20 protein-coding genes are annotated in these 19657 nt (G+C 70.8%); 12 read left to right on the top strand and 8 right to left on the bottom strand.

Annotation, left to right across the window (positions count from 1 at the left end):
- The first annotated feature begins 24 nt into the window (after positions 1-24).
- The 3 genes from csrA to J5X75_RS24390 all read left to right on the top strand — a co-directional run bounded on the left by csrA (position 25) and on the right by J5X75_RS24390 (position 1993).
- A complete protein-coding gene (gene csrA, locus J5X75_RS24380; RefSeq protein WP_208469811.1) occupies positions 25-267 on the top strand; it encodes a carbon storage regulator CsrA in 243 nt (80 codons plus the stop codon).
- Between the two features lie 225 nt (positions 268-492).
- Positions 493-1173 (top strand): hydrolase, encoded by a 681-nt coding sequence (locus tag J5X75_RS24385; protein WP_307798235.1) that lies wholly within the window; start codon positions 493-495, stop codon positions 1171-1173.
- Between the two features lie 88 nt (positions 1174-1261).
- Positions 1262-1993, top strand: a complete 732-nt coding sequence (locus J5X75_RS24390; RefSeq protein WP_238489053.1) for an SRPBCC family protein — start codon at positions 1262-1264, stop codon at positions 1991-1993.
- A gap of 1540 nt (positions 1994-3533) precedes the next feature.
- Here J5X75_RS24390 and J5X75_RS24395 read toward each other — a convergent pair.
- Together J5X75_RS24395 and J5X75_RS24400 are read right to left on the bottom strand one after the other, a co-directional pair.
- Positions 3534-4940, bottom strand: a complete 1407-nt coding sequence (locus J5X75_RS24395; protein WP_307798236.1) for a PAS domain-containing sensor histidine kinase — start codon at positions 4938-4940, stop codon at positions 3534-3536.
- Between the two features lie 76 nt (positions 4941-5016).
- A complete protein-coding gene (locus tag J5X75_RS24400) occupies positions 5017-5229 on the bottom strand; it encodes a DUF7455 domain-containing protein (RefSeq protein ID WP_208469813.1) in 213 nt (70 codons plus the stop codon).
- Between the two features lie 225 nt (positions 5230-5454).
- On the opposite strand from J5X75_RS24400, the gene J5X75_RS24405 reads away from it, so the two are divergent.
- On the top strand, positions 5455-6729 hold the full coding sequence (locus tag J5X75_RS24405; RefSeq protein WP_307798237.1) for a S8 family peptidase: 1275 nt from the start codon (positions 5455-5457) through the stop codon (positions 6727-6729).
- A 119-nt stretch (positions 6730-6848) separates the two neighbouring features.
- On the top strand, positions 6849-7244 hold the full coding sequence (locus J5X75_RS24410) for a response regulator (RefSeq protein ID WP_208469814.1): 396 nt from the start codon (positions 6849-6851) through the stop codon (positions 7242-7244).
- Here the strand turns inward: J5X75_RS24410 and J5X75_RS24415 are convergent.
- Both J5X75_RS24415 and J5X75_RS24420 read right to left on the bottom strand, forming a co-directional pair.
- Positions 7241-7996 (bottom strand): class I SAM-dependent methyltransferase, encoded by a 756-nt coding sequence (locus J5X75_RS24415; RefSeq protein WP_208469815.1) that lies wholly within the window; start codon positions 7994-7996, stop codon positions 7241-7243. The two genes, J5X75_RS24410 and J5X75_RS24415, sit on opposite strands and share 4 nt — an antisense overlap.
- A complete protein-coding gene (locus J5X75_RS24420; RefSeq protein ID WP_208469816.1) occupies positions 7996-8751 on the bottom strand; it encodes an SDR family oxidoreductase in 756 nt (251 codons plus the stop codon). Before J5X75_RS24420 ends, J5X75_RS24415 begins: the two co-directional genes overlap by 1 nt.
- Positions 8752-8890: 139 nt before the next feature.
- On the opposite strand from J5X75_RS24420, the gene mshA reads away from it, so the two are divergent.
- Together mshA and J5X75_RS24430 are read left to right on the top strand one after the other, a co-directional pair.
- Positions 8891-10204 carry a D-inositol-3-phosphate glycosyltransferase gene (gene mshA / locus J5X75_RS24425; protein WP_208469817.1) on the top strand — a complete coding sequence of 438 codons (1314 nt, stop codon included), beginning with the start codon at positions 8891-8893 and terminating at the stop codon, positions 10202-10204.
- Positions 10198-10680, top strand: coding sequence for a type III secretion system chaperone family protein (locus tag J5X75_RS24430; protein ID WP_208469818.1), 483 nt, complete (start codon positions 10198-10200; stop codon positions 10678-10680). Before mshA ends, J5X75_RS24430 begins: the two co-directional genes overlap by 7 nt.
- Positions 10681-11174: 494 nt before the next feature.
- Here J5X75_RS24430 and J5X75_RS24435 read toward each other — a convergent pair whose 3' ends face one another.
- Positions 11175-12416, bottom strand: coding sequence for an MDR family MFS transporter (locus J5X75_RS24435; RefSeq protein WP_208469819.1), 1242 nt, complete (start codon positions 12414-12416; stop codon positions 11175-11177).
- A 136-nt stretch (positions 12417-12552) separates the two neighbouring features.
- Here J5X75_RS24435 and J5X75_RS24440 point away from each other — a divergent pair, with 136 nt between their 5' ends.
- Complete coding sequence (locus tag J5X75_RS24440) at positions 12553-13302, top strand: phosphoglyceromutase (RefSeq protein WP_208469820.1); 750 nt, start codon at positions 12553-12555, stop codon at positions 13300-13302.
- 69 nt (positions 13303-13371) lie between these two features.
- Here J5X75_RS24440 and phoU read toward each other — a convergent pair whose 3' ends face one another.
- Positions 13372-14025, bottom strand: coding sequence for a phosphate signaling complex protein PhoU (phoU, locus tag J5X75_RS24445; RefSeq protein WP_208469821.1), 654 nt, complete (start codon positions 14023-14025; stop codon positions 13372-13374).
- Positions 14026-14207: 182 nt separating this feature from the next.
- Between phoU and J5X75_RS24450 the strand changes: the two genes are divergently transcribed.
- Positions 14208-15488 carry a sensor histidine kinase gene (locus J5X75_RS24450; protein WP_208469822.1) on the top strand — a complete coding sequence of 427 codons (1281 nt, stop codon included), beginning with the start codon at positions 14208-14210 and terminating at the stop codon, positions 15486-15488.
- Positions 15489-15518: 30 nt separating this feature from the next.
- Positions 15519-16202: a response regulator gene (locus tag J5X75_RS24455; protein WP_208469823.1), complete on the top strand. Its 684-nt coding sequence runs from the start codon at positions 15519-15521 to the stop codon at positions 16200-16202.
- 42 nt (positions 16203-16244) lie between these two features.
- On the opposite strand, the gene J5X75_RS24460 is transcribed toward J5X75_RS24455, so the two are convergent.
- A complete protein-coding gene (locus J5X75_RS24460) occupies positions 16245-17108 on the bottom strand; it encodes a DUF3109 family protein (protein ID WP_208469824.1) in 864 nt (287 codons plus the stop codon).
- Between the two features lie 85 nt (positions 17109-17193).
- On the opposite strand from J5X75_RS24460, the gene J5X75_RS24465 reads away from it, so the two are divergent.
- Complete coding sequence (locus J5X75_RS24465) at positions 17194-18003, top strand: sugar phosphate isomerase/epimerase family protein (protein ID WP_208469825.1); 810 nt, start codon at positions 17194-17196, stop codon at positions 18001-18003.
- Here J5X75_RS24465 and J5X75_RS24470 read toward each other — a convergent pair.
- Entirely contained in the window at positions 17990-18532 is a 543-nt protein-coding gene (locus J5X75_RS24470) for a CGNR zinc finger domain-containing protein (protein WP_208469826.1), read from the bottom strand. The two genes, J5X75_RS24465 and J5X75_RS24470, sit on opposite strands and share 14 nt — an antisense overlap.
- A 123-nt stretch (positions 18533-18655) precedes the next feature.
- Here J5X75_RS24470 and J5X75_RS24475 point away from each other — a divergent pair, with 123 nt between their 5' ends.
- Complete coding sequence (locus J5X75_RS24475) at positions 18656-19576, top strand: proline dehydrogenase family protein (RefSeq protein WP_208469827.1); 921 nt, start codon at positions 18656-18658, stop codon at positions 19574-19576.
- Positions 19577-19657: the final 81 nt, after the last annotated feature.

The raw sequence follows: 19657 nt of genomic DNA on the forward strand, positions 1-19657 counted from the left end.
TTCCATGGATGGAGGAGGGCACCGATGCTTGTGCTGACCCGGCGGGCCGGGGAGAGCGTCATGATCGGCGACGACGTCGTCATCACGGTTCTCGAAGCCCGTGGTGACGTCATCCGGCTGGGCATCCAGGCACCCCGCGACGTGCAGGTGCACCGCGAGGAGGTCTACCGCGAACTGCAGGAGGCCAACCAGGCGGCCGCCTCGCCCGACGAAGGCGCCGTCAAGGCGCTCGCCAAGATGTTCGAGAAGCCGGAATCGGCCGAGTGAGGAACACCCGGAACGCCCGCCGCGACCACGCGGCGGGCGTTTCCGCGTCACCGGCCCTGCCGCTCCTGACCTGCACCGGTCGTTGACCCCGCTGAACAACGTCGGCCCCGCACTCTCATCTCGGCGGGAGAATCCCGTTCCTGGAACCTGGGAGCGACTGTGGGCGCAGAGCGCGAAGTGATCGATGGCGGTGCGGTCGGTACTGCCCGCGCGCTGAATCTGACGGTGGACGCGCACGTACACACCGGATTCGCGGCCGGCCGGGACGCCGTGGGTGTGGTGGTGTCGGCCGCCGACCAGGCCGGCCTGTCCACGATCACCTTCGCCGATCAGGCCGGACCGGACACCACCTGGCTTCCGGCGTACGCGGCCGCGGTCCGGCGGGCCCGGCACCGTACCGAGATTACCCTGCGGGTCGCGGTCGAGGTCGAGGTGGTCAGCGCGGACGGCTGGCTGGCCCTGCCGGCCGACCTCGCCCCGCTGGACGCCCTGTCGGTGGCGGTCTCCGGCCTTCCGATCGGCGACGACGTGCTCAGCCCGCGCGAGGTCCGCACCCGGATGGACGATGGGCTGCTGCTCCCCGGTCAGGTGGCCGAGCTGCTGGTCGCGGCGGTCGTGAAGGGCATGGAGCGGGCCTCCCGGTACGTTCCCGCGCAGCTGGCCCGGCCGCTGGCCCTGCTCGGGCAGGCCGGCCTCGACGACTCCGTGATCACGCCGGCGCTGGTCGGTGAGCTGGCCACCGCCTGCCGGGCCACCGGCACCGTCGTGGAGGTCAGCGAGGCATGGCGCAGCCCGTCCTCCCGGGTGGTGCAGATGCTCCTGGACGCCGCCGTGCCGGTGGTGCCGGCCAGCGACGCCCGGTACGCCGCCGAAGTGGGCCGCTGGCAATACCTGCGCCGCGTGTGAGCGCGACGAGGAACCGCCAAACTGAACACGATTCGCACTCGTCTACGTACTCTCTGTGATACCAGCACTTCAGCATGGGAGAGTTGCGATGAGCATGGTTCAGCAGGCTATCGAGGTGAGCGCACCGGTCCACACGGTGTACGAGCAGCTCGCGGCGTTCGAGAACTACCCGCGTTTCATGACCGGCGTACGTCAGGTGACCTCGCTGGGGTCCGACCAGACCCACTGGATCATGGATGTGGACGGTAAGCGCCGCGAGTTCGACGCCCAGATCATCGAGCGGTCGCCGGACGAACGGGTCTCCTGGTCCACCATGGAGGGCCCGCTGCTCGCCGAGACCATCACGGTGCGCCCGATGGGAGAGGCCAAGACGCAGATCATCGCCCAGTTGGAGGCTGACATCGCCTTCCTCATGCCGAGTGACCGGCACGGGCAGGAGTCGCTGAACCGGCGCCTCAAGGACGACCTGACCACCTTCAAGGGCCTGGTGGAAAGCGGTGTGCTCGGCGGTCGCGCGATCCCGCCGAGCGGCGCCAGCAGCAAGCGGATGGCCGCCCACTCGCACACCCTGCTGCCCGGCGTCAGCGCCGACCCGGCCACCCCGGCCACGGTCGCCGCCCGCATCCGCAACCGCAACGCCGCCGCCGCCGCCGCTGCTGCCGCTACCGCCGCTGCCGCTGCCGCGAAAGCGGGCACCGGCACCACGGCCCCGACTGGCGCCGACCCGGCCGGCATCGCCGGATCCGCCCGCATGGGCGGCCGCACCGCCCAGAGCGACATGTGGGGCACCGGCATGATCAACGAAGAGGAACGCGGCTAGGGATTCCCGGCCCGCGCGGCCCGGAGACGCTCAGCGTCTCCGGGCCTTCCCTTTCCCGAATCTTGTGGTCCAGGTCCGCGCGCCTCTCACCCCCTTTCCCGGTACGCGCGACCCCGCCCCGCCTTACTGCGACCGTCCCGTCCGTGCCGCGCGCGCTCGGCGGGTGGTCCCGCCCGTGCCGCGCCCGCCGGGCTCAGATCGGTGCTCACGCAGGCCGGCACACAGGCCCCTCACCCACCTGCCGCCGCTCCCGCCCCTGCCGCCGGTCCTGCTCGACGGGTAGGTCACCGTCTCGCTTCGCAGGCGCCCGGTTTGCCTGCTCCCGGTCTCTGCCGCCGGTCCGGTCCGGCCCTGGGTCACCGTCTCGCTTCGCAGGCGCCCGGATCGCCTGCTCCCGGCCTTTGCCGCCGGTCTTGCTCGACGGGTTGGTCACCGTCTCGCTTCGCAGGCGCCCGGCTTGCCTACTCCCGGCCTTTGCCGCCGGTCCTGCTCGACGGGTTGGTCACCGTCTCGCTTCCCAGGCACCCCGCTCGCCCACTCCCGGTCTCTGCCGCCGGTCCCGCCCCACCGGCTGGTCACCGCCTTGCTTCCCAGGCACCCGGCCTGCCCACCCCCCGGCCGTTGCGCCAGGCGCGGTGGGCGCGGGGCCACGGTCGGTCGGCGCCACAGCCGACGGTGCGCCAGGCCGTGCATCACCCGCCACCCACCAGCCCCACCCACCAGGCGCGACCTTGGACGCCCCACCACCCAAAACGGTGGTCAATCGTCCAAGATCGACGCTTCGCCAGGCGCGAGCGGCATGCTGCAGGACTCCGCCCACCAGACCGCGCGATCTTGAACGCCTTGCCACCCGAAACGGTGGTGAAACGTCCAAGATTGACGTGCTGCCGTGCGCGAGTGGTGTGTTGCGCGCCCCTATCGACCACGCCACGCGATCTTGGGTGCTTTGCCGCCCGAAACGGTGGTCAATCGTCCAAGATTGACGGGCTCTCGGGCGCGTGTGACGGGCTGTCGGGCGCGAGTGGTGTGCTGCGCGTCCGCACCCGCCAGGCCACGCGATCTTGGGTGCTTTGCCGCCGGAAGTGGTGGTGAAACGTCCAAGATTGATGGGCTGTCGGGCGCGTGTGACGGGCTGTCGGGCGCGAGTGGTGTGCTGCGCGCCTTCACCCGCCAGGCCGCGCGATCTTGGGTGCTTTGCCACCCGAGACGGTGGTGAAACGTCCGAGAATGACGCGCTGCCAGGCGCGAGCGGCATGCTGCAGGACTCCACTCACCAGGCCGCGCGATCTTGAACGCCTTGCCACCGGAAGCGGTGGTGAAACGTCCAAGATTGACGGGCTGTCGGGCGCGAGTGGTGTGCTGCGCGTGCGCACCTGCTGGGATGCGCGATCTTGGGTGGTCTGCCACCGGGAGCGGTGGTCAATCGTCCAAGATTGAGGGGTTTAGCGGGTGCGTTCGTGTGGGCGGCCGAAGGGGCAACGCTGCCGCGACCAACCGCCGGCTCGGCCGGCGGGCGCGGCACGGGTGGGCGGGAAGGTGTCTAGAGTGCCGGCGCCGCTTCCAGGGTGACCAGCAGCCGGGCGCCGCGTGGTTCGGCGTGTTCGTAGCGGACCGAACCGCCGTTCGCCTCGGCCAGGTGCCGGACGATGAAGAGGCCGAGCCCGGCGCCTTTGATGAACCGGCCGAACAGGTTGGGCAGTACGTCCTCCGGGATGCCGGCGCCGCTGTCCTGCACGATCAGGCACAACGTTCCACCCGGCTCCCGTTCGGCCCGGATGTGGATGGGTGGCGCCCCGTGGGCGAGGGCGTTCTTCAGCAGGTTCTCCACGATGACGGTGAGGTGCCCGCGGTCGGCCAGTGCGGCCAGGTCCTCGTCGATGGTGATTTCCACGTCGCTGGAGCCGGCTACCGACGCGCTGACCGTTTCGACGACCTCGAGCAGCGGGACCGGTACCCGGCGGGCGGTGACCGCGCCGGTGTCCAGCCGGAACAGCAGCTGCAGGTCGTTCATCATCTTGATCAGCCGCCGGGTGTTCTTGTCGATCTTGGTGGCCAGTTCCAGCCGGATGTCTTCCGGCAGGTCGGCCCAGTCGGCGCAGAGCAGATCGGCGAGGCTCGCGATGCTGCTGATCGGCTGCGCCACGTCGTGGGTCAGCATCGAGGTGAGGTCGTTCTTGAAGGCCAGGGCGGCGGCCAGTTCGGCGTTGCCGCGTTCCAGGTCGGCGGCGTGCCGGGTGAGTTTCTCCTCGGCCTGCTTGCGTTCGGCGATGTCGACGTAGGTGGCGACGTAACCGCGGGTCGCGCCGGCCGCGTCGGGGATGGCGGCCATGGTGGCGAGCACCGGTACGTCGGTGCCGTCGGCGCGGGGCAGCAGCCAGTCGCCGCCGGTGCCGGGAGGGGGGAGCGGCGGCGATTCCGGCAGGGTGTCACCGTGTCCGGTGAGTTCCCGCCAGCGCCGGTTCACGTCGATCACGTGGTAGTTGGCGTCCAGCACCATGACCGCCTCGTTCATCGACTGGAGCAGCGTCTGCGCGAAGTCCTGCCGTTCATGCAGTTCGTCGAGCAGGCGCCGCTGGCGCCGGACGGCGTGGTAGATGCGTACGCGGTAGGCGAGAAGGGCCAGCAGGGTGAGCGCCACGAGGATCCCGGCGACGCCCACCGCGGCGGCGCCCGGGTCGATCTCCAGTCGCCCGGCGAGGGTGTTGCCGCCCAGGCCGGCCGCGACCAGGGCGAACGGCGCCGCCGTGCGGGCACGGAAACGGCCCGTCCCCCCATCGGGAACGGGCGTCACCTGGAGCACTAGGGCGATCCCAGCCGGGATCAGGGCGGCCGCCGGAGCGCCCTCGAGGCCCTCCGGCGGATCGCCCACATCGCATGTGTGCAGCGCGCCGGAGACGGCGACCATCACTCCGGCGCATCCGGCAGTCAGCTGGGACAGCCTGCCCACGCCGCGCGCCGCGATACGCACAAATACCCCCAATACGTGAGGGAAAGAGCATAACGCGGGCTACCCCGTCGAGCGGTTACCTACCGGCCCACTCGAAGCCTTCCTCCACGCGGATCTTGCTGGCGACGCGGGTGATGTCGGCCTTGTGCCGGTTGGCGTGATGTCCACAGAACGCCAGGTCTCCACCGCTGGTCAGGACGACCTCCAGCTTGGCGGCCGAACCGCAGCGGTCGCAGCGCTCGGTCAGCTCGCCGACGGTGTCGATCGCGGGCGACAGCAGAGTGTTCATATCGCTCTCCTTGCTTCGGTGGCGGTGCAGCGGTCCCGACAGGGAGAAGTTCGGCCCGCCGCACGGCCGACTTAGCGGTTCGCCGTGTGACACGTCCGATCGGAACGTTCTCTCATCCCCGCAACCCGGGCACAACCCGGCGAATACCTGGGACGCACTCATCCCTCTCCACCATTTCCCTCAGCTGCTTTCGGCATTCCCCCCGGGCCGGAACTTCATCGACCTGTGCTGACGACCGAGAGGGACACCCACTTCATGTTCGGTAACGACGCCCGCCTGGCCATCCGACTGACCGTTGCCGCGAGCGCCGCCACCGCAGTCGTCTGGGGCCTGACCGGACCGGCCGCCGCCGCTCCGGCCGCGCCCGCGGTCGGCACCATCGCCGGGGCCGGCGTGGAGGGCGCCATCCCGGGCAGCTACATCGTCGTCATGAAGGCCGGCGCCCGGGCGGCCGCCCGGGACGCCGCCGCACACGAGCTGACCCAGCGGTACGGCGGCCGGGTCGAGGGCGACTACCTCGCCTCGGTCCGCGGCTTCCACCTGCGGGCCACCGTCGACGAGGCCCGGCGCCTGGCCGCCGACCCGTCCGTCGAGTTCGTCGAGCAGGACGCCGAGATCAGCACCGCGGGCCGCACCGCGACCGCGCGCACCCAGTCCGGCAAGGCGACGGCCTGGGGCCTGGACCGGCTCGACCAGCGGAAACTGCCGTTGTCGAAGAGCTACACCTACAAGTCGGCCGGGAAGGTCACCGCGTACGTGATCGACACCGGCGTCCGCGTCTCGCACAAGCAGTTCGGCGGCCGGGCGAGCAACGGCTGGGACTTCGTCGGCAAGGACAAGGTCGCGAACGACTGCAACGGCCACGGCACGCACGTCGCCGGCACGATCGGCGGCGCCACGTACGGCGTCGCCAAGGACGTCAAGCTGGTCGCGCTCAAGGTGCTCGGCTGCGACGGCTCCGGCTCGTACGCCGACTTCATCGCGGCCGTCGACTGGGTGACCGAGAACGCGCAGCTGCCGGCCGTGGCCAACATGAGCCTCGGCGGCCCGCTGAGCAAGGCGCTGGACACGGCGGTCAAGCGCTCCATCGACCGCGGCGTGACCTACGCGATCGCCGGTGGCAACGATGGCAAGAACGCCTGCCAGGCCTCCCCGGCCGCCACCCCGGAGGCGATCACGGTCGGCGCCGTGGACAGCCGTGACGCCCGCGCCTCGTTCTCCAACTACGGCACCTGCCTGGACCTCTTCGCGCCGGGCGTGAACATCACGTCGGCCGGCAAGGCGTCCGACACCAACGTCGCGACGATGAGCGGCACCTCGATGGCGGCGCCGCACGTGGCCGGCGCGGCCGCCCTGGTGCTCGGCGCCCACCCGGAGTGGGCGCCCCGCCAGGTCCGCGACGACCTGGTCCGCTACTCCGGAAAGAACCTGGTCCGCAACCAGGGCAAGGGTTCGCCGAACCGCCTGCTCTACACCGGCCACCTGAACACCGCCCGCTGACCGGGCGCTGCCCCGAACGCCGCGCGACGCCTCCGGTGCGTCGCGCGGCGTTCGTTTTCCCAGACACCGGGCCCCGGGGCGATTAGCGTTGGGAGCGACCCCAGCCCGAGGAGGATCCGATGCCCGAGGCGCCGGTCGCCGAGCAGCCGACAGTGCTGGTCGTCGACGACGAGGAGGATCTGCGCGACATCATGCAGCGCATGCTGGAACGGCGTGGCTCCTACGCGACACTGGCGGCCGGTGATCCGGACGAGGCCATCGCGATCTGCCGGGAGCACCCCAGCGAGATCGACGTGCTGATCACCGACCTCACCCTGCCCGGCGTGTCCGGCGGGGAGCTGGCCAAGACCATCCGCGACCTGCGCCCCGGCATCGGCGTGGTGTTCGTCTCCGGGCTGCCCAAGGACATCGCGGTCGGCAAGGGGGAGATCGACGAGGGCGACGTGCTGGTGAAGAAGCCGTTCACCGCCGACCCCCTGCTCGAGGCGGTCCGCGAGGCGCTGCGGAAGGACTAGAGGGGCCAGGGCAGCGTGAGTTCGCCGAGCCGCCAGCGGGCCGGCCCGTCGAGCACCGGCCAGCCCTCGCCCCGCATCCGGCGGACCGTGGCCAGCCAGCGCTGCCGCGGCCCGAACGGGGTGGCCTCGGTCTCCCAGGCCCGGCTCAGCGCGCGCAGCAACTCGTGCACCGGATGACCGGGGACGTTGTGGTGGATCAGGGCCTTCGGCAGCCGTTCCGCGAAGACCGCCGGGTGTTCCAGCACCGGCAGCCGGGCCGAGAGGGTCAGCGTCCGGGGTGCGCCCTCCTCGACGACCGTCCACGTGGCGATCCGGCCCAGCTCGTCGCAGGTGCCCTCGACCAGCAGCGCGCCGGTGGCGGTCATCGTCCGCCAGGCGGCGGCCACCTCGTCCTCGGCGTACTGGCGCAGCACGTTGAACGCGCGCACCACCACCGGCGCGAGCCCGGCCAGCTCGAACCCGCCGCGGTGGAAGGCGAGCCACGGCGGGTCCGCGAACGGCTGCGCGTCGCTCACCCGTACCGGATCGATCTCCAGACCGACCACCGTGACGTCCGCACGGACCGCGACCGCCAGCCGGCCCCGCAACTCCACCGCGGTCACCGGCGACGCGCCGTAGCCCAGGTCCACGACGAGCGGCTTCGCCGCTTCCTTCAAAAGCCCACCACAGCGGTACGCGATGAAGTTGTCGACACGGCGAAGCCGGTTGGGATTGGTGGTCCCCCGGGTGATCGCGCCGACCGGTTTGGGCACTACGGCTCCCGGTGCACCTTGTGCTGGGCGGCCTGGGCGACCGGCCGGACCACGAGGCGGTCGACGTTGACGTGCTGCGGGCGGGTGGCGGCCCAGGCGACGCAGTCGGCGATGTCGTCGGCGACCAGTGGCTCGCGCACCCCGGCGTAGACCGAGTCGGCGCGGTCCTGGTCGCCGCCGAAGCGGTTGAGCGCGAACTCGTCGGTGCGCACCATGCCCGGGTCGATCTCGATCACCCGGACCGGCTTGCCGCACAGCTCCAGCCGGAGCGTGCCGACCAGGGCGGTCTCGGCGTGCTTGGCCGCCACGTAACCGCCACCGCCCTCGTACGGGGTGAAGGCCGCGGTGGAGCCGACCGTCACGATCGTGCCGCGGCCGCTCGCCTCGAGCGCCGGGAGCAGCGCCTTGGTGACCCGCAGCGTGCCGAGGACGTTCACGTCGTACATCCACTGCCAGTCGTCGACGGACCCGGTGGCGACCGGGTCCACGCCGCGGGCCCCGCCGGCGTTGTTCACCAGCAGCGTGACCGGGGCGCCGAGCGCGGCCACCGCCTCGGCCAGCGCGGCCACCGCATCGTCCGAGGTGACGTCGCACTCGACGGCGGTGGCGTTCGGGCCGATCTCCTTGACCAGCGCGTCCAGCCGGTCCGCGCGGCGGGCCGCCACGACGACGTGATACCCCTCGTCGGCCAGCCGGCGGGCGGTCGCCGCACCGATTCCGCTCGAAGCGCCGGTGACCACTGCGATGTTCTGCATGTCCTGATTCTTGTCCATGACCCGGATCGGGCCGCGCGCTCCATGACCTGGATCACCCCGCGTCGTCTGCGTGGTGGTTCGCCGACCCGGGATGGGGAAGATGAACGTTGGCGCGACAAGTTTTACGTATCCGTAACGGATGGGAGTCAGCGTGGCCCAGCCTCGAGGCGTCGGCGGACTGCCCGCCCTCCACCGGATCGCCACCCTTTCCGTGCACACCTCGCCCCTGGAGCAACCGGGCACCGGGGACGCGGGCGGCATGAACGTCTACATCGTCGAGATCGCGAAGCGGCTCGCCGAGCGGGGCGTGGAGGTGGAGATCTTCACCCGGGCCACCGCCAGGGACCTGCCACCGGTGGTCGAGATGTCGCCCGGCGTGCACGTGCGCCACATCACCGCCGGCCCGTTCGAGGGGCTGTCGAAGGAGGAGCTGCCCTCGCAGCTCTGCGCCTTCACGCACGGCGTGCTGCGGGCCGAGGCGGCGCACCCGCCCGGCCACTACGACCTGGTCCACTCCCACTACTGGCTCTCCGGGCAGGTCGGCTGGCTGGCCCGGGAGCGCTGGGGGGTGCCGCACGTGCACACCGCGCACACCCTCGCCAAGGTCAAGAACAGGTTCATCGCGGCCGGCGACCGGCCCGAGCCGAAGGCCCGGGTGATCGGCGAGGAGCAGGTCATCGCCGAGTCGGACCGGCTGGTGGCGAACACCGACTTCGAGTCCCGGGACCTGATCGCCCACTACGACGCCGATCCGGCCCGGGTGAGCGTGGTGCAGCCCGGCGTCGATCTGCGCCGGTTCCGCCCCGGTACGAGGGACCGCGCCCGCTTCGGCCTGCCGGAGGACGGCCGGATCGTCGCCTTCGTCGGCCGGATCCAGCCGCTGAAGGCGCCCGACGTGCTGATCGCCGCGCTCGCCGAGATGCGCGCCGCCGGCTCCCGGGACGTGACCCTGGTGATCTGCGGCGGCCCCAGCGGCAGCGGCCTGGACCGGCCCACCGCCCTGATCGAGCTGGCCGCCTCCCTCGGTGTCGCCGACTCGGTGGTGTTCCTGCCCCCGCAGACCGGCGCCGACCTGGCCGCCCTCTACCGGGCCGCCGATCTGGTCGCGGTGCCGTCCTACAACGAGTCGTTCGGACTGGTCGCCCTGGAGGCGCAGGCCTGCGGCACCCCGGTGGTCGCGGCCGCGGTCGGCGGCCTGGTCACCGCGGTCCGGGACGGGATCAGCGGGGTGCTGGTCGACGGGCACGATCCGGCGGACTGGGCCAAGGTCCTGGACCGGCTGCTCGGCGCGCCCGGCTTCCGGCACCGGCTGGCCGCCGGCGCGGTCGCGCACGCGGCCCAGTTCTCCTGGGATCGCACCGCCGAGACGCTGTTGCGGGTCTACCGTGACGCGGTGAGCGAGCATCGGGCGTTGATCAGAGCGCGACTCGAGGGGGCGTCCTGCGCATGGTGACCGAGCTGATCGAGCGGGTGCTGACCGACCGCGAGCTGGACTGGGAGCCCACCGGGGAGGGCTCGTACGTGGTCAGCCTGCCCGGCACCCACAAGCTGAAGACCGCCTGCAACCTGATCGTCGGCCAGCACTCGCTGCGGATCGAGGCGTTCGTGATGCGCCGCCCGGACGAGTGTCACGAGGAGCTCTGGGCCTGGCTGCTGCGCCGCAACGCCCGGATGTACGGCGTCGCCTTCTCCATCGACACGGCCGGCGACGTCTACCTGACCGGCCGGGTCTCGCTCAAGGGCCTCGACGAGGACGAACTGGACCGCCTGCTCGGTTCGGTGCTGACCTACGCCGACGAGTCCTTCGACACGATGCTGGAGATCGGCTTCAGCTCGTCGATCCGTCGCGAATGGGACTGGCGGGTCAAACGTGGCGAATCGACGGCCAACCTGCGCGCGTTCCAGCACCTGGTGGAACGCGCCGACTGACCTTTCCGATCATCGGCAGTCCAATGTGGTCACCCCGGCGGGAATCGCGATCGATTCGTACGGATGGCACGCCGCACGCCACTGCGGGGAAGGGTATAGGTCGTGAATTCTTCCGGCGTGCGAACCCGTACGAGTGATTGGCGGATCATCCGATCGGCTGGTTGTTGGTGAATGTGACGGTCGGAACAAAGGTCGACACGAAATCGGGTTGTCGAGCTTGACTGCCCCAACTAGCGTGGTCGATGGACGCCGAACCGTCAGTTCGGGGAACGGGTCGATCAGCAATGATCGCCGCGGGTCGGCGTTTGGGGACGGGTGGCATGAGCCGTTGGGGGACGGCGCGACCCGAGACCGGCGGTTAGTGCGGGCGGCGCCTATGGGGATGGGTGTCGTCCGCCGCCGCCGGCGCTTTGTTTCCGGCAGATGACTTTTTCTTCACACATGTTCCAGCGAATGGCGCTGTGAATTCCCCGATTCCCGCGGCCCGCCCGGATTCACGACATGCTGATCGCGTCTGCCGACCGCTGCTCCCGCAACCACGCCGCCCGCCGGGCCCGCGCCGGAGCGGCCAGCCACTGGCCCACCGCCACGAGCGCGCAGAGAACGAAACATCCGCCCCACAGCGCCGTGCCGCCCGCCTTCTGCAGGATCAGGCCGCCGGCGATCGGGGCCAGCGCCAGGCCGGCCTGCCAGGAGAGCGAGTTCAGCCCCTGGTAGCGGCCACGCAGCTCGGCCGGGGAGAGCGCCGCGATGGTGGCCGCGTTGCTCGGAGACTGGATCATCTCGCCCAGCGTCCAGACCACCACGGTCAGCGCGTAGGTGACCGCCGACCCGGCCAGGCCGACGAGACCGAACCCGGCGCCGATCACCAGCGTGCCGACGGCCAGCACCCGGGCGCTGTCCCGGCCGTCGATCAGCCGTGGGACGAAGAGCTGGCCGACCACGATGAGCACCCCGTTCACCGCGACGACCAGCCCGTACGTGGCCGCGGACAGCCCGTCGGCGAGCATCGTGATCGGCAGCGTCGACTGGTGCTGGAACATCACCAGCACGACGCAGAAGTTGAGGCTCACGAAGATCAGGAAGGTCCGGTCCCGCAGGACCGTGCCGAGCCCGCCGGAGGGCGCCGCCGTCCGCGTGCGCGGCCCGGTCCGGGCCGGCCGGGTCTCGGCCAGCAGGATCAGGCTGATCAGGGCGGTGAGCAGGGTGGTGGCCGAGTCCACCACGAAGAGCAGCAGGTAGTCGGCCTGGGCGGCCAGCCCGGCGCAGATCGCGGCGAGCGCGAAGCCCAGGTTGATCGCCCAGTAGTTCAGGGAGAAGGCGCGGACCCGGTCCGCCTCCGGGACGATGTCGACCATCATGGCGCTGAACGCCGGGCGCACACCCTCGGCGAACAGGCCCAGGGCGAACGCCGTCGCCAGGATCTGCGGGTACGAGTGGGCGAACCCGAGCGCCAGCATCAGGGCGGACGCGCCGAACTGGGCGGTCAGCATGGTGGGCCGGCGTCCCCAGCGGTCGGCCAGCACGCCGCCGGTCATCGTGCCGATCGCGCCGCCCACTCCGTACAGGCCGAGGACCAGGCCGGCCTGGCTCTGACTGAAGCCGCGCTCGCCGGTCAGGTAGATGCTCAGGAACAGCACCACGAAGGAGCCGAGCCGGTTGATCAGGGTTCCCGTCCACAGGAACCAGAACTGCCGCGGCAGCCCGCCCGCGGCCTCTCGCAACCAACCGTGCACAGAGTCTCCTCAGTAAGCTGTGATCATCATTTATTCCCTTACATCTGGCGGGCCGGCGCAACCGAGTTTCGGTGTGGTGGCGGACACGTGCCGGGTGGCCGGTACGCGCGCCGCGGCCACGGGGGAAGATGTGTTCATGACTGGAACCCTGGTGCTGCTGCGACACGGCAACAGCGAGTGGAACGCCAAGAACCTCTTCACCGGCTGGGTCGACGTGGACCTCGACGCCAAGGGGGAGGCCGAGGCACAGCGCGGCGGCGAGCTTCTCAAGGAGCAGGGGGTGCTGCCCGACGTGGTGCACACCAGCCTTCTGCGTCGCGCCATCCGGACCAGCGAGATCGCCCTGCACATCACCGACCGGCACTGGATCCCGGTCAAGCGTCACTGGCGGCTCAACGAGCGTCACTACGGCGCACTGCAGGGCAAGGACAAGAAGCAGACCCTCGAGACGTACGGCGAGGAGCAGTTCATGCTCTGGCGCCGGTCGTACGACGTGCCGCCGCCCCCGATCGAGGACGACTCCGAGTTCTCCCAGGCCGGCGACGCCCGGTATGCGGACCTCGCGCCCGAGATCCTGCCGAAGGCGGAGTGCCTGAAGGACGTGCTGGAGCGGGCCCTGCCGTACTGGTACGACGCCATCGTCCCGGACCTGCGCGCCGGTAAGACCGTGCTCGTCGCGGCGCACGGCAACTCGCTGCGCGCCATCGTCAAGCACCTGGACGACATCTCCGACGAGGCGATCGCCAAGCTCAACATCCCGACCGGCATCCCGCTGCGCTACGACCTGGACGAGAACCTCCGCCCGGTCACCAAGGGCGGCACCTACCTCGACCCGGTCGCCGCGAAGGAGGCCGCCGAGGCGGTCGCCAACCAGGGCAAGAAGTAATGACGAGGGCCGGGACACCCCTGTGGTGCCCCGGCCCTCGCATCTCCGGGCTCGCGCCCGGGACCGATCTCAGCCCTCGCTGGTCACCGTCTCGCCGGTGACCAGGTAGATGAGGTGTTCGCCGATGTTGACGGCGTGGTCGGCGTAGCGCTCGTAGAAGCGGCCCAGCAGGGCGCCGTCGATCGCGGTCTCGGCGCCGTAGGGCCAGTCGTCGGCCAGCATGATCTTGAACAGCTCGCGCTCGAGGTCGTCGATCGCGTCGTCGTCCTTCTCGAGCTGGGCCGCGCCCTCGGCATTCGGCTTGCCGATCAATGCGGTGATCTTCTCGGCCATCTCGTCGGCGACCTGCGCCATGCTCTTGAAGGTCGGGCGCAGCTCGGCCGGGACCGCGGGCGACGGGTGCCGCCGCGCGGCCGTCTTCGCCACGTGCTCGGCCAGATCGCCCATCCGCTCCAGGTCGGCGCCGATGTGCAGAGCGGTGATGACCCGCCGCAGGTCGGACGCGACCGGCGCCTGCCGGGCGATGGTGTCCGCCACCTTCAGCTCGACCTGCTCGTAGATGGCGTCGACCTCACGGTCCCGGTTGATCACCGCTTCGGCGGCGCTCAGGTCGGCGGTCAGCAGGGCGGTGGTCGCCTTGCGCAGTGCGGCGCGGACCGACTCGGCCATCGTCACCAGCAGACGGCTCACCTCGACGAGATCGGCCTGGTACTCCTCGCGCATTTCTCAAGTCCTCTTTCGCTGGGTGACACCCCGTGTGCCGTGCTCACGCTAGGTCCACGGGACGGCCTCAACATGAACACCGATGAACGACGCCGGGCCTGATGGTGAACATTGTTCGACGCGCGCCCGATTTGCCGTAATGGCCCTGTGGCTGAGATGAACAATGACCCTACGATCGCAGCGTGGAGTGGGAATACGCCGTCGGCCTGGTGTCCGCCGCGCTCGCCGTCGGTGTGGGAGCGGGACTGACTCTCGCCCGGTTGCGCCGGTCGGGTGGATCGGCCCGGCCCGGCGCACCGGAGGGGAGAGCCGACATCGAACCGGACGACGATCGCCCGGCGGGCAAGCACGTCCTCAAGGGGCTCGGCCGCAAGAGTCTCGACTCGCTGCGGGTCGGGGTCGTGGTGCTCGACGCGGAGGACCATCCGGTCCTGGTCAACCCCGCGGCGCGGGCCATGGGGCTGTTGCGGTCCGGCGGGGCGCCCGGGACCATCGCGGCTCACCCGATCCTGCGTACGCTGGCCGGCCAGGTGCGCCGCACGGGCGTACGCCGGGAGGTTGAACTCGATCTTCCGCGGGGTCGTGCCGGAGGCGGGCACGCACCGCTCGGCCTGCACCTGCGGGCCGTCGCGCTGAACTCGACGCACGTCGCGGTCGAGGCCGCCGACGTGACCGAGGCGCACCGTCTCGCCCGGGTCCGCCGTGACTTCGTGGCCAACGTCAGCCACGAGCTCAAGACGCCCATCGGGGCCCTGCAGCTCCTGGCCGAGGCGCTGCTCGACGCCACCCAGATGCCCGAGTCGGCGCCGGAGGCCCAGTCCGAGGACCTGCTGGCGGCGCGCCGGTTCGCCGAGCGCATCCACCACGAGTCCGCCCGGATGGGCCGTCTGGTGAACGAGCTGCTCGAACTGACCCGGTTGCAGGGCGCCGAGCCGCTGCCCGACCCCGAGCCGGTCTCGCTGGACTGGGTGATCGCCGAGGTGATCGACCGGACCCGGACCACGTCCTCGGCCAAGGGCATCGAGATCACCTACGACGGCCCCAAGGGCGTCATGGCGTACGGCAACGACAGCCAGATCGCCACCGCGGTCACCAACCTGGTGGAGAACGCGATCGCGTACTCGGGCGAGGACACCAAGGTCTCACTCACCCTGCGTCACAGTGACGACTGGCTGGAGATCGACGTCGCGGATCAGGGCATCGGCATCGCCCCGCAGGACGTGGAGCGGGTCTTCGAGCGGTTCTACCGCGCCGACCAGGCCCGATCCCGGTCCACCGGCGGAACCGGCCTGGGCCTGGCCATCGTCAAGCACATCGCCACCAACCACGGGGGCCGGGTCGACGTGACCAGTTCACTCGGCGACGGCTCTACGTTCACCTTGCGCCTACCCGCGCGACCCCCCGAGTCCCCCTCGTCGTCACCGACGGCGATTGAGATCGAGTCCGGTGTGGCCGGGCGTTGACCCGGCCGCCGACGACGGAAGGAAACTTCATTGGCCCGCGTGCTCGTGGTCGAGGACGAGGAGTCGTTCTCCGACGCCCTGTCGTACATGCTGCGTAAGGAGGGTTTCGAGGTCTCGGTCGCCGCGACCGGAACCTCCGCGCTCACGCAGTTCGACCGGACCGGTGCCGACATCGTGCTCCTCGACCTCATGTTGCCGGAGATGTCCGGCACCGAGGTCTGCCGCCAACTGCGGCAGCGCTCGGCGGTTCCGATCATCATGGTCACCGCCCGGGACAGCGAGATCGACAAGGTGGTCGGTCTGGAGATCGGTGCGGACGACTACGTCACCAAGCCGTATTCTCCGCGGGAGCTGGTCGCCCGCATCCGTGCGGTGCTGCGCCGCCAGGGGGCCGAGGCCGCCGAGGTGAGCACCCCGACACTCGCCGCCGGCCCGGTCCGGATGGACGTCGAACGGCATGTGGTGACCGTCGACGGCACCGGCGTCCAGCTGCCGCTGAAGGAGTTCGAGCTGCTCGAGCTGCTGCTGCGCAACGCCGGCCGGGTGCTCACCCGGGGCCAGCTGATCGACCGGGTCTGGGGCGCCGACTACGTGGGCGACACCAAGACGCTGGACGTGCACGTGAAGCGGCTGCGTTCCAAGGTGGAGCCGGAGCCGTCCGCGCCGCGTTACATCGTCACCGTGCGAGGTCTGGGCTACAAGTTCGAGCCCTGATTTCACCCTTGCGTGATGACAACATGCCCCGTGACAATGGAGTCATCGGGAGGCCGTCCGTGAGCGGCCACCCGACCCCCCTGGAAAAGGCGGCGAGGCCGGCTCACGCCCGCCTCGCCGCTGGGGAGCGGCCGCCTCGGCCGTGGCCGGGTGCACCGCGATCAGGCCGCTCTTGATCCGGGCCGCGCAGATGGTGGCCAGTTTCTCGTAGGCGGCGGCGCCGATCAGCTCGGTCAGCTCCGGGGCGTAGGTGAGGTACATCGGCTCGGTCCCGACGTGGGCCTCCGAGGACGACGTGCACCACCAGGCGAGGTCGTGGCCGCCCGGCCCCCAGCCGCGGCGGTCGAACTCGGTCAAAGTGGACTGGAGCAACTTCGTCCCGTCCGGGCGGGTGATCCAGTCCTGCTCCCGGCGGACCGGCAGTTGCCAGCAGACGTCCGGCTTGTAGGCGAGCGGGTGCACCCCGTCCCGCAGAGCCTGGGCGTGCAGTGCGCAGCCGCCACCGCCGGGGAAATCCGCCTCGTTGAGGAAGACACAGGGGCCGTCCGCGGACCGCGTCGCCGTACGCCGGGCGGGCTTCGTCCCGTCGACCGTGTCCACCTCGGTGTAATTCTTGAACCCGCGCCGGTGGTGCTGCCAGGTCTGCGGGGTGAGTTTCGCGGCCGCCGCCTTCACCCGGTTCTCGTCGTCGGCGTCGGTGAAGAACGCGCCGTGCGAGCAGCAGCCGTCCTCGGCGCGGCCGGGCAGGATGCCCCGGCAGGCGGAGCCGAAGACGCAGGTCCACCGGGAGAGCAGCCAGGTCAGGTCGGCCCGGACCAGATGCTGTTCGTCGGCGGGGTCGAGGAATTCGATCCATTCCCGAGGGAAGTCGAGGGGTACTTCCCGGGTGGGCGGCGTGCGGCTCATCCGGCTCAGGGTACGCGCACCGGTGGATCATGACCGTTTAGAGCGGATATATCCGAGCCTGTTGCGCGCCGCTACGCTGGAGAGCGTGACTTCCCGCGTACCCGTGCTTCTCTCCAGCTCCTCGGTCTTCCCCGAGCCGACGGCGGCGGCGTTCGAGATGGCGGCCACGGTCGGCTACGACGGTCTCGAGGTCATGGTGTGGACCGACGCCGTCAGTCAGGACGCCGGCGCCCTCAAGGGCCTGGCCGATCACTACGGCGTGCCGGTCCTCTCGGTCCACGCGCCCTGCCTGCTGGTCACCCAGCGGGTGTGGAGTTCCGATCCGTGGGAGCGGCTGACCCGGGCCGCCCAGCTCGCCGAGACGCTCGGCGCGCCGACCGTGGTGGTGCACCCGCCGTTCCGCTGGCAGGGCGACTACGCGCGCAACTTCGCCGAGGGGCTCACCAAGGTCCGCGGCCGCCATCCGGATCTCACCTTCGCGGTGGAGAACATGTTCCCGGTCAAGATGGCCGGCCGCTGGGTGGTGCCGTACAACCCGGGTTGGGATCCGACCGAGACCGGCTTCAACGCCTACACGCTGGACCTGTCGCACTGCGCCGCGTCCCGCGTCGACGCGCTGGAGATGGCCGACCGGATGGGCGCCGGCCTGCGTCACGTCCACCTCGGCGACGGCACCGGCGAGGGCCGCGACGAGCACCTCGTGCCGGGCCGCGGCAACCAGCCGTGCGCCGAGCTGCTGCGCTCGCTGGCCGGCCGCGGTTTCACCGGATCGGTGGCGCTGGAGATCAACACCCGCAAGGCGGCGAGCCGCCCGGCCCGCGAGGCCGACCTGCGCGAGGCGCTGGCCTTCGCCCGGCGCCACCTGGAGACCAGTCCCGCTGTCAGGCAGGCGTGAGGGTGGCGTTCGCGGCCCGCTTGCGGGCCCGGTGCGCGGCCACGTGCGAGCGGGTGGCGCAGCGCTCCGAGCAGAACCGGCGGCAGTTGTTCGACGACGTGTCCAGATAGACGTTGCCGCAGCGGTCGTCGGCGCAGATCCCGAAGCGGGCGCTGCCGAACTCGCAGAGCCAGACGGAGAGGCCCCACACGGCGCCGGCCAGGTACTCGGCGCTGACCGAGGAGCCGCGGCTGGTCACGTGCATGTGCCAGTCGCTGGCGTCGTGACCGGAGATGCGTGGCTGCACCGGGTACGCCTCGAGGAGGCTGTTCAGCTCCCGCACCGCGTCGTTGTCGTGACCGGCGGTGCCGTGTTCGAAGACCTCGCGCAGCCGGCGCTGGGCACGGCGGAACGCGACGAGGTCCTTCTCCGCGACCTGATCGCGCATGTAGGCCTGATCGCCGGAGAACAGGGCACGCAACCCGGCGAGGTCGTCCAGACCGGCGTTGACGAGGTCGATCGCCGTCCGGGCGTACGCATCGAAGTTCACCCGACAACGGTAGCGGCACCGGGGGCGATGCAGCACACATGTGCTGCCCCCATCGGGTCCGATCGGTGCTGATCGGCGGCGCACCGCGGCATCCGCGACGGGCTCGGAGGTTACGCTCGGCCCATGCTCCGTTCCCTGTTTCTCGCCGCGGCCGGGTCCGCCCGGCTCGAGCGGCTGGTCGAGTCCGTCCCTGTCAGCAAGGGCATCGTGCAGCGTTTCGTCGCCGGCGGTGGCGCCGACGACGTCCTGCGGGTCAGCCGGGAACTGGTCGACGACGGCCTCACCGTGAGCCTCGATCATCTCGGCGATGACACCCGGACGGTGGAACAGGCGGTGGCCGCCCGCGACGAGTACCTCGCGATGCTGTCCGGCCTGCACGGCGCCGGGCTGACGCCCGCCGTCGAGGTCAGCGTGAAACTGTCGGCGCTCGGCCAGCGGATCGACGAGAAGCTGGCGTACGAGCACGCGCGCGCCATCTGTGCCGCGGCGGCCGAGGCGGGCACCACGGTGACGCTGGACGCCGAGGACCACAGCACCACCGACGCGACCCTGGAGACGCTGCTGGAGCTGCGGCGCGACTTCCCGTCGACCGGGGCGGTGCTCCAGGCGTACCTGCGGCGTACCGAGGGGGACTGCCGGGAACTGGCCACCGCCGGGTCGCGGGTCCGGCTGTGCAAGGGCGCCTACGCCGAGCCCGAGTCGGTGGCCTTCCAGTCGGCGCTGGACGTGGACAAGTCGTTCGTCCGCTGCCTCAACATCCTGATGTCCGGGGAGGGCTACCCGATGGTGGCCACTCACGACCCGCGGCTGATCGCGATCGCCGAGGACCGGGCCCGCTGGTTCGACCGGTCCACCGGGGAGTTCGAGTTCCAGCTGCTCTACGGGGTCCGCTCCGAGGAGCAGGGCCGTCTGGCCGCGGGCGGCAACACGGTGCGGATCTACCTGCCCTACGGCGATCAGTGGTACGGCTACCTGATGCGCCGCCTGGCCGAGCGCCCGGCGAACGTGGGTTTCGTGGCCCGTGCCGTGGCATCGCGCAAGTAACCGGCATCAACGGGGCGATACCGCCATACATCCGGCGTGTCAGGCTTGACTTTTTCTGGGCATTTCACGGAACGTATCGCG

The organism is Actinoplanes flavus, from assembly GCF_017592555.1.
Taxonomy (GTDB): Bacteria; Actinomycetota; Actinomycetes; order Mycobacteriales; family Micromonosporaceae; genus Actinoplanes; species Actinoplanes flavus.

Bases quoted from the DNA above. Each gene is read 5' to 3' on its own strand.
- csrA (WP_208469811.1), top strand. From the start codon at position 25: ATGCTTGTGCTGACCCGGCGGGCCGGGGAGAGCGTCATGATCGGCGAC.
- J5X75_RS24390 (WP_238489053.1), top strand. From the start codon at position 1,262: ATGAGCATGGTTCAGCAGGCTATCGAGGTGAGCGCACCGGTCCACACG.
- J5X75_RS24400 (WP_208469813.1), bottom strand. From the start codon at position 5,229: ATGAACACTCTGCTGTCGCCCGCGATCGACACCGTCGGCGAGCTGACC.
- J5X75_RS24410 (WP_208469814.1), top strand. From the start codon at position 6,849: ATGCCCGAGGCGCCGGTCGCCGAGCAGCCGACAGTGCTGGTCGTCGAC.
- J5X75_RS24420 (WP_208469816.1), bottom strand. From the start codon at position 8,751: ATGCAGAACATCGCAGTGGTCACCGGCGCTTCGAGCGGAATCGGTGCG.
- mshA (WP_208469817.1), top strand. From the start codon at position 8,891: ATGGGAGTCAGCGTGGCCCAGCCTCGAGGCGTCGGCGGACTGCCCGCC.
- J5X75_RS24430 (WP_208469818.1), top strand. From the start codon at position 10,198: ATGGTGACCGAGCTGATCGAGCGGGTGCTGACCGACCGCGAGCTGGAC.
- J5X75_RS24440 (WP_208469820.1), top strand. From the start codon at position 12,553: ATGACTGGAACCCTGGTGCTGCTGCGACACGGCAACAGCGAGTGGAAC.
- phoU (WP_208469821.1), bottom strand. From the start codon at position 14,025: ATGCGCGAGGAGTACCAGGCCGATCTCGTCGAGGTGAGCCGTCTGCTG.
- J5X75_RS24460 (WP_208469824.1), bottom strand. From the start codon at position 17,108: ATGAGCCGCACGCCGCCCACCCGGGAAGTACCCCTCGACTTCCCTCGG.
- J5X75_RS24475 (WP_208469827.1), top strand. From the start codon at position 18,656: ATGCTCCGTTCCCTGTTTCTCGCCGCGGCCGGGTCCGCCCGGCTCGAG.